This is a genomic window from Bacteroidota bacterium, assembly GCA_016713925.1.
Classification (GTDB): domain Bacteria; phylum Bacteroidota; class Bacteroidia; order AKYH767-A; family OLB10; genus JAJTFW01.
Map to the genome: position 1 here is coordinate 1 of JADJOH010000006.1, position 15,301 is coordinate 15,301.

14 protein-coding genes are annotated in these 15,301 nt (G+C 41.6%); 5 read left to right on the forward strand and 9 right to left on the reverse strand.

Annotated features, from left to right (window positions below; genetic code table 11):
- Window positions 1–334: 334 nt before the first annotated feature.
- The 8 genes from IPJ86_06425 to IPJ86_06460 all read right to left on the reverse strand — a co-directional run bounded on the left by IPJ86_06425 (window position 335) and on the right by IPJ86_06460 (window position 9,262).
- A complete protein-coding gene (locus tag IPJ86_06425) occupies window positions 335–667 on the reverse strand; it encodes a hypothetical protein (protein ID MBK7886941.1) in 333 nt (110 codons plus the stop codon).
- Window positions 668–791: 124 nt separating this feature from the next.
- Window positions 792–1,427 (reverse strand): hypothetical protein, encoded by a 636-nt coding sequence (locus IPJ86_06430; GenBank protein ID MBK7886942.1) that lies wholly within the window; start codon window positions 1,425–1,427, stop codon window positions 792–794.
- A gap of 32 nt (window positions 1,428–1,459) precedes the next feature.
- The gene (locus IPJ86_06435; protein ID MBK7886943.1) at window positions 1,460–1,837 is read right to left on the reverse strand and encodes a hypothetical protein; all 378 of its coding nucleotides are present in this window, start codon (window positions 1,835–1,837) and stop codon (window positions 1,460–1,462) included.
- Between the two features lie 333 nt (window positions 1,838–2,170).
- A complete protein-coding gene (locus IPJ86_06440) occupies window positions 2,171–2,719 on the reverse strand; it encodes a hypothetical protein (protein ID MBK7886944.1) in 549 nt (182 codons plus the stop codon).
- 49 nt (window positions 2,720–2,768) lie between these two features.
- Entirely contained in the window at window positions 2,769–3,173 is a 405-nt protein-coding gene (locus IPJ86_06445; protein ID MBK7886945.1) for a hypothetical protein, read from the reverse strand.
- A gap of 287 nt (window positions 3,174–3,460) precedes the next feature.
- Window positions 3,461–4,105 carry a hypothetical protein gene (locus IPJ86_06450; GenBank protein MBK7886946.1) on the reverse strand — a complete coding sequence of 215 codons (645 nt, stop codon included), beginning with the start codon at window positions 4,103–4,105 and terminating at the stop codon, window positions 3,461–3,463.
- 1,254 nt (window positions 4,106–5,359) lie between these two features.
- A complete protein-coding gene (gene rocD, locus IPJ86_06455; GenBank protein ID MBK7886947.1) occupies window positions 5,360–6,589 on the reverse strand; it encodes an ornithine--oxo-acid transaminase in 1,230 nt (409 codons plus the stop codon).
- Window positions 6,590–6,976: 387 nt separating this feature from the next.
- On the reverse strand, window positions 6,977–9,262 hold the full coding sequence (locus tag IPJ86_06460) for a gliding motility-associated C-terminal domain-containing protein (protein ID MBK7886948.1): 2,286 nt from the start codon (window positions 9,260–9,262) through the stop codon (window positions 6,977–6,979).
- A 141-nt stretch (window positions 9,263–9,403) separates the two neighbouring features.
- Between IPJ86_06460 and rlmD the strand changes: the two genes are divergently transcribed.
- Entirely contained in the window at window positions 9,404–10,759 is a 1,356-nt protein-coding gene (gene rlmD / locus IPJ86_06465) for a 23S rRNA (uracil(1939)-C(5))-methyltransferase RlmD (GenBank protein MBK7886949.1), read from the forward strand.
- 292 nt (window positions 10,760–11,051) lie between these two features.
- On the opposite strand, the gene IPJ86_06470 is transcribed toward rlmD, so the two are convergent.
- The gene (locus IPJ86_06470; GenBank protein MBK7886950.1) at window positions 11,052–11,750 is read right to left on the reverse strand and encodes a carboxypeptidase regulatory-like domain-containing protein; all 699 of its coding nucleotides are present in this window, start codon (window positions 11,748–11,750) and stop codon (window positions 11,052–11,054) included.
- A 109-nt stretch (window positions 11,751–11,859) separates the two neighbouring features.
- Between IPJ86_06470 and IPJ86_06475 the strand changes: the two genes are divergently transcribed.
- From IPJ86_06475 to IPJ86_06490, 4 genes are read left to right on the forward strand one after another with little or no spacing between them, the layout of a single operon-like run.
- Complete coding sequence (locus IPJ86_06475) at window positions 11,860–12,435, forward strand: sigma-70 family RNA polymerase sigma factor (protein MBK7886951.1); 576 nt, start codon at window positions 11,860–11,862, stop codon at window positions 12,433–12,435.
- Window positions 12,416–13,498 (forward strand): tetratricopeptide repeat protein, encoded by a 1,083-nt coding sequence (locus IPJ86_06480; GenBank protein MBK7886952.1) that lies wholly within the window; start codon window positions 12,416–12,418, stop codon window positions 13,496–13,498. The genes IPJ86_06475 and IPJ86_06480 overlap by 20 nt, the downstream gene beginning before the upstream one ends.
- Window positions 13,499–13,526: 28 nt before the next feature.
- Window positions 13,527–13,718 (forward strand): hypothetical protein, encoded by a 192-nt coding sequence (locus tag IPJ86_06485; GenBank protein MBK7886953.1) that lies wholly within the window; start codon window positions 13,527–13,529, stop codon window positions 13,716–13,718.
- Window positions 13,709–14,710, forward strand: a complete 1,002-nt coding sequence (locus IPJ86_06490) for a hypothetical protein (protein MBK7886954.1) — start codon at window positions 13,709–13,711, stop codon at window positions 14,708–14,710. Before IPJ86_06485 ends, IPJ86_06490 begins: the two co-directional genes overlap by 10 nt.
- Window positions 14,711–15,301: the final 591 nt, after the last annotated feature.

The window sequence follows — 15,301 nt, forward strand, 5'->3', positions numbered from 1 at the left end:
CATACAATACCTTAGTGCCATTTGGATGGTTGTAAAGGTTATTCCATGCATTTATACTAGATGCTCCGCAATCTACAATTACCTTGTAAGCAATTGATTCTATTTCCCTATTTCTTGATTTTATACAATCTTTGAACACAGTTGCAAAATTTCCTTTGAAAAGTTCATTAAAGTCAATTGCGCTATCTTTTTCAATATTGTATACAACAAGTTTTAACTTTAAGTAATTCGCAAGTATTGTTACCAATAATCTGGAATCAATATTCGAAAGAAGGTTTAATGATTCAATATAATAACTACATGCACTGCTGAGTCTTATGGATTAAGAACTGATTCACTTTGAAACTATTGAATTTCTAAATTGCAGAAATAATGAGTTGCCTTTTAGCATTGAATAATAAGCAACTGACTCTAAATAATCTTGTAAATCATAACTACCAATATTCAATTCGCTAAATGCTTTAGCTGCTTCTAGATAGAGAGGATATCTTTCAGACATATCAACTTCACGTGCATTTTTTGCTTCTTCAAGTATAGCTTTTGCCACAAATGCAGTAGGTTTTCCACCATTACGTATTATATCCGGATGAGTGTATTTATGTTCTTTAATATCAATGTCAATCATTTTGCTAATTGCAGTAGTGTCATCATCTGTTTCAATTAGCAAATGTTCATCGGTTTCTTTATTTGTTTTTGGCTGGTCAACCCTTACTGTCTTTCCCTCTAAATTGTCTTAAAAGGTTAATTGCAGAAATTGTTATTATGTTTAAAATTAAGAGCTTTTAACAGAATTAAGGGCTAGTACTTTTATCTATATTTTGTGCCTGAAGCCTTGCCAGTTCAGTATATAAATGACTTAGATTATTATCTGGTGATTTGATTAACTCATTAAATCTAATTAACTCCTGATAAGAATGTTCAGATAAAGTAGGATTGTTGAGTGAAGAATAAATCTGTGCTTTCTTTAATAGTAAACTGCTTTTATATTTATTATCAATTGTATTGTGTTTTAACTCTTCATCAATGGACTTTAATGCACCTTCATAGGTTTGTTGACGAATTAGGTCGTTTATTCTTTTTTCAATTTGCTTAAATGCCTTTCTGTTTTCAGGATTTTCAGGTGACTTTATATCTGTTTTCTTAATTTCTTTTTGCCCCTCTTTTTTATTAAGAGATTTAAAATATCTTATAAGAATTTCAATTTCGGGGTACTTTTTAGCAATGTTAGCCGCAATAATAAAAAGACTTAAACTAGCCTTTTCAAAATCATCATTTTCAATATAGCAAACAATTTCATTAGCAAAAGTAGAAATAGGTTGCGGTTTTGCGATCGAATTACATATTGCTTCTTTTCCAGCTGTAGTATAGTACACAACAACTACTGGAATTATGGATCCAATTTCGAATGACTCTATTTCATTTTGCAAATCAGTTTGGTAAATCTTACTATTGGGAACTACTATTTTATTATGTTCTTGGTTAGCAGCAACAAACGTTTACCTCTGACATCAATTATATTTGCATTTGGCTTTATGAATTCGTTAACCCTATCCAGTTTTTGTCTAAGAGAAGTAGCCGCTTCAAGTATTTCTTTTTTCTGAAATTTTTCTTCAATACTTCTTGTTTTCTCCTCAAATACTTCCGTATTTATTTTTAAAATCACTTCCCATCCACCAATTAGTTTGTCGAAAAATCTATTTTGAGTGTTATCATTAGCTTGAAGTAAAACGAAGTTTTCACCAATAGAAACAACAATTCCTTCTGGTTCTTTTCCAGTCGTCAAGTAAAGTTTTACTTTATCCCCAATTTTTATGTCTTGCTTAAATATGTCGAACATTTATCTGGTGTAATATTTAGGTAATAATGCGAAGATATAAAACGGTTCTTTGGCTTTTGTGAAGGGTAGGGTTGTGTGTCGGGCAAAACCCAATGTGCCGTTTGTGCGGTTGGCTAAAAGAAATTTTAGAAAATGCGAAAAGTGGGCATTTTCTTTTTTTACTGTCAACTGTCCCAATAGCAAAACACGGTCAGCTTGAACGTTTGTCCGCTTGGTAGATATGGTCTGTATGTCGACTCCAATTTCAGTCATTGTCTTTCTGTGTCGTCTGTCTTTTAGCATTGGTGGTAACATTTTGCAGATTTGCGATGGGCGGGCTTTTTACCGTGAACGTTATTCGAAGATACCATTTTCTAAAAATGTAGAATTATCTGCGGAGCAGGAGATCCCGCCTATTGCAAATGTTCTGTTATGGTAAGGTTCTTTAGTAATTCTACTCTTCTTACTTGTTAATTTTGAATCTAGATTAATACTTTGGTTTTCACAAAAAATCCTAATTAATCTAGCAGCATCAATGAGAGATTTGACTCTTGGCGTGGCAAATCTAATGGAACAACTGGTTTTCCCATGTACAAGTTGATTTCTGAGTTCAAAAGCCTTGATTACTGCATTCCATTCTTTTACAATTGTCGGAAGCTTGGGCAAAAATAAAACATCTGAAATCAATTCCTTCCAACAATCTTTATACTTTTTAATACCATAAACCATTTTTAAATTGCGCCTTACTTCTTTATTAGGTAATATACTTAAAGAGATAATTGCTCTTTGAATTGTCCATTCAAAATGAATAGTTGCCATAATTATAGCAAGTGCTGGATCGTTTTCAACGAATTTAAGAATCCTTGATTCGCGATCTACTGATTTGTCCTTTACAAGAAACATGATACTTTTTATCCAGTTTTAATTGCAATTATCTTGTTATTAATTACGTTCATTCATTATCTTCTAAATCTGCTCTTAGTAACCAACCTTTTGTTATAATTCTATTATTATCAAAAGACACATATACAAAATCTCCCTCGCTATCTAAAACTTGGATTTCTTGACCTATAATAATGTAAGAGTGTCTAAGAGAATTTACTTCTGGTTCATCATAGAAGTAAGTTTTGGCAACTTTCACTGTTGCCTTATGTGGGTATACAACACTTTCCATGCTTAATTGAAGAGTTGAATCATAATTTGAAACTGCATTTGCTTTTTTTTCCTTCTCGATATCTTCAGTTTTTATTATTGAATCCTGATTATTTTTTAATTGCAAAATTGTTTGACGTAAATTCTCTCTTTGATTGTTATATTGTTCAACATAATCAGCATTTGACCCTGTGAAAATAGCCAATTAATATTATTTACCATCAATAACGCATCATCATATTTTTTTTTCTAGTACAGACTGGCTTACATTATTGACAATTTCATCTAACCTTTCTCGTTCATCGGTGATTAACTGTTCGTTTGATATACTAATTTTATCAGTTGAGGTATCATTAATAGAATAAAAGAGAATTATTAAAGTTGTTAAGCCAACTACTATAGATAAATATTTCAAATATGAATTGGGCAATTTTGTCCTATTTGTCAGTTGTCGACTTGTTTTTCCCATTGCATTAGAAGCAGTACTTTCAATTAACACATTTGCTTTTCGTCTACAGTAGAATGTTTTTGAATTTTGTGTTTATCTTCATTAATGTCATCTTGTGAATCATTTAAAGTAATTGATGAAGTTGCAAGTGAGATTTCACTATTTTGCTCAGTACTTAAGGCGTTTTGTTCTGAGTGAGATACTTCCCCTAATGCACTAGAAATTATTTTTTTTGTTCTGAAGGCTGAAAATATTAAAATAAGTATTGAAAATAGAATAAAAAGTAAAAAACCATATTCAGCACTAATAGCTCCACTTATTTTACTGCTAAATTCCCCATATCCAGATTGACTGCTTATTTTACTTTTTGATAAAGTATGTATAAATCCAAATGTAGTAAAAAATATAGCCCATGGCAAAATAACAAATAAATAACGAGGCCTAAGTTTTTTGTTGTAAATTAAGTAGACGTAAAATGCTATTGTCGCAAAAGCGAAAAATCCAGCATTAAAACTGATCCCTGATATGCCTGCTGTACGAAAGCTCGAGTTATTATAAGAACTGTCTCCTCTATAAGAAACTGAACTTTCAACGTGACCCCAAGGAAGGAAAATGGATAGTATAGTAATTAAACACAATGCTAATAATAGATTATTGATTCTATTATTAATAATTCGAGTTTTATTCATTTTTTTAATTCTTATGGTACAATATTTAATTAATTCAAGTGTGTTTTTGATTCTAAAATAAATAAATATTTTAGAATTGATATTTGGAGTTTTTATAGGGATATTTAAAATTACTTACTTTAAATGCCGTATTGGACAAAATAATCAAACATATATTTTCTTCAATAATTAGTGACATGTTTAGTTTTTGCTAACAGTTATTACCATTATTAGTTTTAATTTTGTTTGGTGTAGAAATTGAGAGTATTGTAAAGTTATTTGAGATACAATTATAATTAAAAATATTTATTTTTTTATTTGAGTTTGCTTTAAACTTTCCCATAACGTTTGGCAGATTTGCGATGGGCGGGATTTTCACCACAAATGTTTATTCGAAGATACAAACTTAATATAACCACAAAACTATATGCGGAGCACGAAACCCCGCCTATTGCAAATGTGCTGTTATGTGCCGTTTTTCTTTAGTCTTATTGTTGTCAATCCAAGTCATAGCCTGTTGATTTGCTTACATAATGATTTTTTGTTTCGTCTCTGTTGTCAAGTAGTCGCCAATATTCGTTGTCTGCCTTTGACGCAATTACAGGAAAAACTGTCAAGATTACTTTGCTGTCAAAACAAATTTGAAGTCCACCAAAATTGTCTGCAATTGCAGATTTTACAATGTGCTTTGTGTCTGCTATAAACCTGTCAAGTTTTACGTCTCTTAAATTTACGTTAAACTCTTCCCAATTAAAATTCTCGTCATAGTTCGCTGTTTCGTCCGCTTGTTCGTATAGGTCGTTACTGCCTGCATAATTATTTCGTTGTCATTTGTCAAACGCCAAGGACATTGTAAATGCAATCCAAATTCTCCATAATTCGAAGTTTCGCCCTGTCTGTCTTTGAGATATAAGTTCCAAATTTTAAGCACTCCATATTTGAGGCTCTGGTCGTCTTTGTCAAAGGAATAACCATAAGCAACATTTAAAACTTGAAAGAAGTAAGGTGTGTATTAGTAGAAAGGCACTAAAAGAATCTTTTCTCCTTCAAAAATAATAAATTGTTTAATATACCGGATAGTTAAAAGGTATTTCTCTATGCAATTGTAATTCAGCCTATTAACTGAGCCGTCATATGCCGATATTCAAGATCTACCTGGTAAAATCCTTAATACAAACACCCTCCTTTCACCCAACCATCAAAAACATCAATAAATCACCTCATCATAAAGAGCCCTCTTCAAAACAAATATTAAATTGAACCTTAAACTTCGATCTACAACCCCTCAATCGTCCTCTTTATTATCTCCGCACACTCCCTCAACTGCCCCTCCGTAATCACCAACGGCGGAGCAAAGCGGATAATATGTCCATGTGTAGGTTTCGCAAGTAAGCCGTTTTCTTTTAGTTTGAGGCAGATATCCCAGGCGTTGATTTTATCGGTTTCCCGGATGACGATGGCGTTGAAAAGTCCCTTGCCGCGGACGGTGGTGATGAGGTCGGTTTGAATGTTTTTTAGTTCGTCGCGGAGGATTTTACCGAGGCGCATGGAGTTGTCGGCGAGTTCTTCGTCGAGGACAACTTGCATGGCTTCCATGGCTACTTTGCAGGCGAGTGGATTGCCGCCGTAGGTAGAGCCGTGTTCGCCGGGTTTGATGGTGAGCATGATTTCATCATCGGCCAGGACAGCAGACACGGGTAACATTCCTCCCGAAAGGGCTTTTCCTAAAATTAAGATATCCGGTCGTACACCCTCATGGTCGCAGGCGAGCATTTTGCCGGTGCGGGCGATGCCGGTCTGGACTTCATCGGCAATGAATAATACTCTTTTAGACTTGCACAATGCCGCTACCTTCTGCAAATACCCTTCATCCGGAATAACCACACCCGCTTCTCCCTGTATGGGCTCTACCATGAAACCTGCTACGTTGGGGTCTTCCAGGGCTTTCTCGAGTGCCGGAATATTGTTGTAAGGGATGACTTCAAAGCCCGGCATATAGGGTCCAAAGCCTTCGTAGCTGGAAGGGTCGGTGGAAGTGGAGATGGCAGATAACGTTCTTCCCCAGAAATTACCTTCGGCAAAGAGGATTTTGGCTTTGTTTTTCTCGATGCCTTTCACATCATAGGCCCATCTGCGGGTGAGTTTGATGGCGGTTTCTCCTCCTTCAACGCCGGTGTTCATGGGGAATAGTTTATCGTAACCAAATAATTTGGTCATGAAGGCTTCGTATTCGCCCAAAATGTCGTTGTGGAAGGCTCGGGAGGTGAGGGTGAGGCGTGAGGCCTGGTCGATCATGGCCTGAAGAATGCGCGGGTGACAATGTCCCTGATTGACGGCTGAATAGGCGGCGAGAAAATCATAGTAGCGGTTGCCTTCTACATCCCAGACATAGACACCTTCTCCGCGGGTGATGACGACGGGAATGGGGTGGTAGTTATGTGCACCGTGTTTTTCTTCGAGTTCAATGGCTTGCTGGGTGCTGATAGTAGTGGGGTCGAATCGCATACGGGCAAAGGTAAGGAAGGATTGTCGTCCTGCAAATAATTTGGGGTAGGCAGCCAGTATATACCGTGAAAAGATTGAATTTATCTTATCAAGATACTCATTTTATCAAAGGATAAAGATTTTCGGGGACATAGTGACGACGGTTTTAACCACTAAGGCACAAAGGACACTGAGGGACACTAAGGCTAGCGCTATGATGACGACTAGATAGAATTTTTAATTTTTAATTCTTAATTTTTAATTCTGAATTCTGAATTCTGAATTCTGAATTCTGAATTCTGAATTAATTCCTACCGTATTAATGTTACCGTCCCGGTTTTTTCAATAATGTCGGCTTTTTCAAAACCGGAAAATTTAATTTTGTATAAGTAGACCCCTTGCGGGCAATCATTGCCGTTGTATTTGCCATCCCCAGGTTTGTTCGAAGGTGTTGGTGTAGAAAACGCGTTGGCCCCAGCGGTTGAAGACCTGGATTTCGAGGTTTTTTACGTAGGCGAAGGCGGGGCCCCAGGTGTTGTTGTTGGCATCTTCGTTCGGACTAAAGGCATTGGGAACGTAGAGCAAGGGCGATTGTACGAGTTCTACTTCGTTGGAGAAACTCTCGGCATTGCTTCCTCCTGATCCTTCAAAAGCATGCACTCTGTAATTGAATACGCCTCCGGAGAGGGGGATTTCCCGGTCTTCAAAGGCGAGTCCCTGGGCGGAAAGCTGGACGATGGGTCCGAAGGGGGTGTTGGTGGCGAGGCCGGAGCGCTCGAGCAGGTACGATTGAACGCCGCCGCGCCATTCGCTGTAGGGTGTCCAGGAGAGGTTATTGTAGAAGGGCTTTGCTTCTCCGCTGAGCAGGATGGTGCAGGCTTCCTTGCTGTATTCACTTTCGTTTTCGCAGAAGTTGATGTTCTTCATCCGGTAACAATAACTCTGCTTATCGGTGAAGGTTTGTGCATCTTCCCATTCGTAATCTTTTTTGCCGCTGAGTCGGGCAATTTCAGAGAAGAGGCTGCCGGGTTCATTGTTACGGCGCTCGATGATATAGGTGCCGTATTGTCCATCCGGAAAATCTTCCCAGCGCAGCGAAACGGTATTTTCATCTTTTACGGAAACGACTTCGATGTAATTGACCGTGGTGTTGACTTGTGTAATGGAACATAAAGTGTCGGATACAATTCCTTCTTCACCACAGGTGTTCACGCCGGAAATATAATAGCAATAATCGTTGGAAAAGGGATCAGCAGCCGATGAATCGGTAAGGATGAATTTGGCAGGGTCTTCTTCGTTTTGAATGACCTGATAGGGGCCGCCATTCACACTCCGGTAAAGTTTATAATGCAGAAAATACCGGTCGAGAATTTCCGGCTGGGGATTTTTATAGACATGCACCAGATCATTTTCAAGTCCCAGGCAGAGTAAGTTCGGCTTCTCAATGATGGGCACCGGCTTCACGCGGATAAATACTTTCCCCAGAGATAGTAACGGTATCGGACAGCCGTTATCTTTAATTTCATACACCACTTTATACACCGAATCGCGCGCCTGGTTGCAGGTGGTTTCCCAGTAGAAATTCACGCTAACCGAATCCACACCCACCGTGTCGGAGGAGATGGCATAGGGCGCAGAAAGTCCGGCCGCAGGGGATTGACTAAACACCTCTCCGGTATGCACAAGAAAAATGGAATCGCCATCCGGATCTCTGGCCTTCACTTCAAAGTTCAAGGTATCGGTGGCATAAATTTCATAATTATAATTCGCCACATTGGCAGAGAGGTTGGGCGCGGCATTGTCATCACAAATGATCACCGTAAATTCTATTTCGCGGCGCACACGTCCGATGAGGATTCCGTTTCTATATTCTTCAATCGTCACCGCCATGGCGTAAAATCCGGGGTCATCGGGAATACCTTCTACCAGACCGGTGGCGGGATTGATGGTCAGCGGGACCGTTCCGCCGCAGATATTGGCCAGGCTATAGCCAAACTCCCAGACCGCATTCTGATAGGGCAATGGCTCGGGCGCCAGATTTCCTCCTCCCTGTGAGTTGGTCGCGCTAAAGGGGTTGGGATTCTGGTTCGAGGAATAGCCTCCTGCAATCGGATCGCTGAGGCTGTACACCAGTGAATCTCCATCGGCATCGGTGGCGTCGAAGTTGAAACGGAAAAATTGTCCGGCGCAGGTGTAGGGGAGAGGGGCACTGTTAAACACCGGACTGGAATTATTCAATACCGGATTGGCCATCTCATGATAAAAAGTCATCCCGGTACGATCCGGATTATTGAGATTCGTCACGGTGCTGTTTCTACAACAACGTTCCCATACCAGATAAAATCCTCCGGAAGAAGGGGGCAACTGAATCGTGCGGATATAATCTCCCTTTTCCATACAAACGGCCGGAGGAGGAATACATCCCGCTCCCGCTAATTCCAAAGGTACTACAGTAGAGAGATTCACATGAAACGAATCCTGCAGCACACTGCCATTCATCGTATAGGCAGCAATGATAATCGTAGGATCAAAATTCGCCGCGCTGGGGTTGGAGCAATCTCTGTAGAGGGTCAGCGTCACCTTAAAGGAATTTCCACCTAACCATTGTGTCGTTAAATCACCTCCCGCGATATGATAGGCCCGGGAAGTAAAACCCGATAAAAGCAACAAGAATAAAATGGGCCAGCGTTTCATGGTTCCTTAACACATCAAAGTTATCTAAATTTGCACTTATAAACAGCAGTCGCCGTCAATAGTTTTACAAATGCCGGTAATAGCAAGGTAAATTTACTTAAATTGAAAGGGAAAATACTCAGTGATTTAGAAGTAGTTGACATGGCCGAAGAGGGCCGCGCGATTGCCAAATGGGAAGGTTTGGTCATTTTCATTGAAAAAGTAGTGCCGGGCGATATCGTCGATGTCCGGATTCGCAAGAAGCATTCATCGTATCTCGAGGGCGAAATGGTGGAGCTCAGGAAGCCATCTCCCCTGCGCATTGATCCCTTTTGCCAACATTTCGGGACCTGCGGCGGTTGCAAATGGCAGTACCTCGACTATGAAAGTCAGCTGAAATATAAACAAAAGCAAGTCATGGAGACCCTGATTCGCATTGGCAAGATTCCGAATCCGAATGTCATGGCTATCCTCGGTTCGGCCAATACGCGCTACTACCGGAATAAGCTGGATTATACCTTCGCCGATAAGAAATGGCTGACGCGCGAAGAGTATGCAGAAAGGGAGGAAGCCGGTGGTCCCGCGCTGGGTTTTCATATTCCCGGCAAATTCGACAAGGTGCTCGATATCGAAACCTGCTACCTGCAGCCCGATCCCTCCAATGCCATTCGTCTGGCAGTGCGGAAATATTGCCTCGAACATGAAATTCCGTTCATGAATCTGCGTCACAAGGCGGGCATGATGCGCGGACTCATCATCCGCAATACCCTCGCCGGCGGATTGATGGTGATTGTGATGGTGTACGAAAATGATCAGGAAGTACTCGAAGGCTTGCTCAGACATCTGGAGACGACCTTTCCGCAAATCACCTCGCTCTTGTACATCGTGAATCCAAAAGGGAACGATACCTTCCATGATCTCGAAGTGAAAACATGGTCGGGCTTGCCCTATATCACCGAGGAGATGGAAGGGCTGCAGTTTAGGATTGGACCCAAATCATTTTTCCAAACCAACAGCGGTCAGACCTTAGAGCTCTATAAAATTGCCAGAGATTTTGCCGGACTTCAGGGACATGAAATCGTTTACGACCTGTACACCGGCACCGGCACCATTGCCTTATTCATCTCCCGGACTGTTAAAAAAGTAGTGGGGATAGAGTATGTGCAGGAATCCATTGAAAATGCAAAACTGAATGCGGAGTTGAATGGCGTGAGCAATTCGGTTTTCTTCGCGGGAGATATGAAGGATTTGTTAAAGGAAGAGTTGTTCCGGCAGGAAGGGCATCCCGATGTCATCATCACTGATCCTCCCCGTGCAGGGATGCATTTTGATGTGGTGGAGCAACTGCTCAAGAGTAATTGCCCTAAAATTGTATATGTGAGCTGTAACCCCGCCACTCAGGCGCGTGATGTGCAGATGCTGTCAGAGAAATACGATCTGATAAAAGTACAGCCTGTAGATATGTTTCCACATACCGCCCATGTGGAGAGTGTGGCGTTGCTGGAGTTAAGAGGATAGATATAGAAAAAAATAACGGGAGATGATTTAATTTCTCCCGTTCTCTTATCCTTTCCAATTACCATTTCGAGAAGCCTTTCAGAGCAGTAACAATTCCCAACTTAAACGCTGCGTTCGCGGCGGGTTCGCGGCGGTCGCTGCGTTTAAACAGATGATTTTTTTTGAAAAAGAAATTCCAACTTGAATCTAACTATGCTATAGATTCTTCATGTAGGCGCTGCGTTCGCGGCGGGTTCGTGGCGGTCGCTGCGTTTAAACAGATGAATTTTACTGGAAAAGACAATTGCATTCATTACCATTTCGAGTACCCTTTTGTTGTAATCATTATGACTCCTCCGGTCACATCACCGATACTTGCGGGGATGCCTCCCGTTAGTACTTTCATTTCTTTGATAGCAGTCTTTGGCAGACGAAAATCTCCGATGACTTTGATGCCATCAATATAATACGCCGTTCCATCTTCCCGCGCTCCACGCATATAAATCGATTCCCCTTCATCTTCCTGATACACACCCGCCGTAGTCGCTGCCAATTGTTTGACATCCATATAGGGCGAACTGCGGATTTCTTCCGTTCCAAGCACCTGCATGGTGGAGATCTGTCCGGGATCGATGAGTGGCGTAGTATAGGTGGAAATGGTTGGTCCGGGGAGAGTGATGCCTACCGAATAACACTTTAACGTTAAAAATGTCATTTTTCCGGAGTTGACTTTTACATCGTTAATGATAAGGCTGGAGTAGCCCTGCGAGCTGGTTTTGATCTGATAGGATCCGCTTTGGAGAGGTTTGATGGAGAAGTAGCCCTCGATATCCGTCGTTGCTCCGGCTATAAGTGTGCCGTCCATATAAGCAATAATACTGGCGAAGGGAATCGGTTCCAGGTTGACACTGTCGGTCAGTTTCCCTCTGATTTCTCCAAATTCATTTTGTGCAGTGAGTTTGCCGTTGATTGCTGAGAGCAGCAAGAAGGCGAGGAGGATTTTGTTTTTCATGATCTTTTGTTTCTACTAAGACCGCAATTCCCGGATTTCCATAAAAAATTATTATTTCTTTGTGTTATGGAAAAAGGTCGTTTCGCTGTCACTCTTCTAAACAAGCTGTATGTGGAAGTTTTTCACGGGCAAGAATAAGCATAGCCAAAAGAGTGATGAAGACCTCTTGTCAGTGTATAAAGCGACAGGGGATGGAGAAGTCATGGGGGTCTTATACGACCGGTATGCGCAACTGCTGTTCGGCTTTTGTATGAAGTACCTGAAGGATGAGGAGGGAAGTAAGGATGTGGTCGGTCAGTTGTTCGCGAAATTGTTCGATGACCTGAAGCGGTTTGAAGTGCAGCATTTCAAAGCCTGGGTGACACGAGTGGCTTTTAATGCCTGTATGTCCCGCCTGGAAAGCGAACGCAGGAATGTATATGTACGTGAGGAATTCCCTGAAGTAGAAGAAAGTGCCGGTGCATCGGAAGGTGTGCCGGATGAAACGGAAGTCCTGGAAGCGATGAAGAGTTTGAAAGAAGAACAACGGGTTTGTCTCGAATTGTTTTATTTAAATGAATTGTCGTATGCGCAGGTGAGTGAAAGAACGGGATATCAGATAAATCAAGTGAAAAGTTTTATTCAAAATGGTAAGCGGAACCTTGAATTGTATTTCCGCAAAAAACATGAAAGCATCAATAAGTAATATGCTGAATAGAGGCGCCGGGTCCTGTCCGGATGCGGATGCGCTCTGGTTGTATACCAGGGAGAAATTGCCGCATGCTGAACTTCGTGTGATCGAAGAGCATTTGGTCGGTTGTGATTTATGCGCTGCCGCAGTAGAAGGATTTGCAGGAATGGAGCGTCCCGATGCCCTGAAGGATATTGCAGCAGCAAGGCCGGTTGCTGTTAAAACAAATTTTTCTTCCTTATGGACCATTTCCATCGTGTTGGTGGTGTTGTTTATCATCGGTTGGTGGGGATCTGCTCTTGTGGATAAAAAGGAGGCAGGAGATATGGAGAAGGGAGCAGTAACACCGTCCAGTATTTTAGTCGTTGATTCTATAGGTGCGATGCCGGACTCCGTGGTGCTGCAGGTCGAATCCGGGGAAGCAGATGCTGTAGCAAGAGGGGAGAAGGAGCCGGAGAAAATTCCGGAGCAGAGTCAGCGGTGGACAGAAGAATTGTTTGCTATCGAAAAGAGAAATATTCAACCTGCAAATTTCAATAAGCCGGAATATCGGGTGAGCGGCAGACCTGAAGTGCCGATTATTTATATGAACAATTTAAAGGTCATGGATTTCTCCGGGAAGTATGCTATAGCCGAACAGATATTTGAAGTCCCACAAAATCTCCATCCCCGCTTTGCAAACGCAAGAGAGTCCGGACAAGAATCGCTTCAGGCAGATCAGGACACGGTCTTTTACCGCGAATTACTGCGTTCCGCCTTGTTGGCATTTGGACGCGATGATTTCAATCAGACCATAGAGCAGCTTTCGATTATTTTACAGAAATATCCGGAAGATGATAATGCATTGTTCTATTCCGCTTTTTCATTTGCGCAGCAGGGGAACCTGAACAAGGCGATCGGATTGTTTAAACGGCTTACGGTGAAAAAGCATTCGGCATTTATAGAAGAAGCTTCCTTTCATCTCGCAGAAACTTATCGACAAAACGGCAATGTGAAAGAGTCGGAGGTGTTGTTTAAACGAATTGCTGCAGGAGAGGGATTCTATGCCGGACAAGCAAAATTGAAATTAGCCGAATGAAAGTTTACGGATTGTATTTTTATTGCTGATGTCAGGATGTTCGCCATTTCTTGTCACCGCTCAAACCATTTCCATTCATTGTATCGATTCCGTTTCCGGTGCAGGCATTGCGTTCATCACGGCGCAAACGATTCCTTCAGGACAACTTTTCTTCGCGAATGAAGATGGAATTTTAAAACTGGAATCTTCGAATGGCAAAGGAAGATACGCTTGCTCCTGAGTCGGGTAGGGTATCCGGTGGTGAAATTGCCTTTTCCTCCTCTCTCCGGCAAGGACATCCGGCGGATATACATAGCACCTCTTGTCCGGCAACTTCCTGAATTTACGGCCACCGGTAAATCGCCCGCATCACTTTTGAAAGAGCTCCGTTCTAAAATAGAAAAAGGCAGACCGCAGGCTTCATTCACGATGAAGGGATTTTACCGGCAGTACCATTGGGAAAATGGTCGCGCCGTATTTCTGGTAGAAGCACTCGGGTCCATTTTCTTTTCTGCGCAGAAATCAAAACTCGAGCGGATGAATATGGTGGAACTGAGAAGAGCTTATCCACTGGAGAAAAACAAAGAAACACATGCCGATCATCTTGCCGATCTGCTTTCAGAGAACCCTGTTTATCATGATGCAGGAACTATCCTTTCACCGGATGATAGATCTGCTTATACATTTCATCTCCCGGAGGAGAAAGAAAACAATTCATTGACCACACTACAATTTACGAGCGAGGATGAACTGTTTATTACAGAAGGTTCACTCTTGTTTGCCACGGAAGACCTGCAATTGTTAAAGTATAAATTACACATCTCCTTAAAACCTGATGCGAAAGTGAATTTTTTGAATGGAGGCGGAAGATATGTTTGGTTCAAGCAGGAAGAACGTATAGAAGCCGATTTCTATTGGAAAAAGGATAGTATCTACTTAAGCGAAATACATCAGCAATACCGACATTTCCTCCTTGACCCTGTTTTTCACAGCGTTGATTTTGATCTGACAGAAGATTTTTTCTGGAAGTCGGAGGAGGATATCAATTACACCACACATCCCGGACCTGATTATACTTTTTCCAGCAATCTTTATTCCCGGAAATACATTTACAATCGGGCGAATTGGGAAAGTAGTGCGTTGGTGAGAAGTTGTCCACTTGCCGGTAATGTAGCCCAATCACTCATTGAAAAAGTTCCATTGGAGAATCAGTTTAAGGAAGCCGGACACTAATCATTTTCTTCCACAAAAGCCCTGTAGGGGCGGTATCTCTGTATCCGACAAACTTCCCTTCTTCCTTCAAAGCCCTGTAGGGGCGGAATCTCTGTAACCGACAAACTTCCCTTCTTCCTTCAAAGCCCTGTAGGGGCGGAATCTCTGTATCCGACAAACTTCCCTTCTTCCTTCAAAGCCCTGTAGGGGCGGAATCTCTGTAACCGACAAACTTCCCTTCTTCCTTCAAAGCCCTGTAGGGCGGAATCTGTAACTGACAAACTTCCCTTCTTCCTTCAAAGCCCTGTAGGGGCGGAATCTCTGTAACCGACAAACTTCCCTTCTTCCTTCAAAGCCCTGTAGGGGCGGAATCTTTGTAACCGACAAACTTCCCTCTACTTACAACCGCCGGCCCCCGACCAAAGGTCGGGGGCCGGCATAGATGGGAGAAGATGATTTCCTTTCTTACAGAGATTCCGCCCCTACAGGGCTTGTACGACGAAGAACTCAGTTCATGCTTAAAGCGATGCCTGATCACCCCTAAGACTCCCTTGAATTTGCAGTATCAGATTGTTTTTCTATCAATGATATATTCAACTTTTGTTCAACGGA

Excerpts from the sequence above, each read along its gene's own strand:
- rocD (MBK7886947.1), bottom strand. The coding sequence starts at position 6,589 with ATGCGATTCGACCCCACTACTATCAGCACCCAGCAAGCCATTGAACTC.
- IPJ86_06460 (MBK7886948.1), bottom strand. The coding sequence starts at position 9,262 with ATGAAACGCTGGCCCATTTTATTCTTGTTGCTTTTATCGGGTTTTACT.
- IPJ86_06435 (MBK7886943.1), bottom strand. The coding sequence starts at position 1,837 with ATGTTCGACATATTTAAGCAAGACATAAAAATTGGGGATAAAGTAAAA.
- IPJ86_06470 (MBK7886950.1), bottom strand. The coding sequence starts at position 11,750 with ATGAAAAACAAAATCCTCCTCGCCTTCTTGCTGCTCTCAGCAATCAAC.
- rlmD (MBK7886949.1), top strand. The coding sequence starts at position 9,404 with ATGGCCGAAGAGGGCCGCGCGATTGCCAAATGGGAAGGTTTGGTCATT.
- IPJ86_06440 (MBK7886944.1), bottom strand. The coding sequence starts at position 2,719 with ATGTTTCTTGTAAAGGACAAATCAGTAGATCGCGAATCAAGGATTCTT.
- IPJ86_06475 (MBK7886951.1), top strand. The coding sequence starts at position 11,860 with ATGTGGAAGTTTTTCACGGGCAAGAATAAGCATAGCCAAAAGAGTGAT.
- IPJ86_06485 (MBK7886953.1), top strand. The coding sequence starts at position 13,527 with ATGTCAGGATGTTCGCCATTTCTTGTCACCGCTCAAACCATTTCCATT.
- IPJ86_06450 (MBK7886946.1), bottom strand. The coding sequence starts at position 4,105 with ATGAATAAAACTCGAATTATTAATAATAGAATCAATAATCTATTATTA.
- IPJ86_06480 (MBK7886952.1), top strand. The coding sequence starts at position 12,416 with ATGAAAGCATCAATAAGTAATATGCTGAATAGAGGCGCCGGGTCCTGT.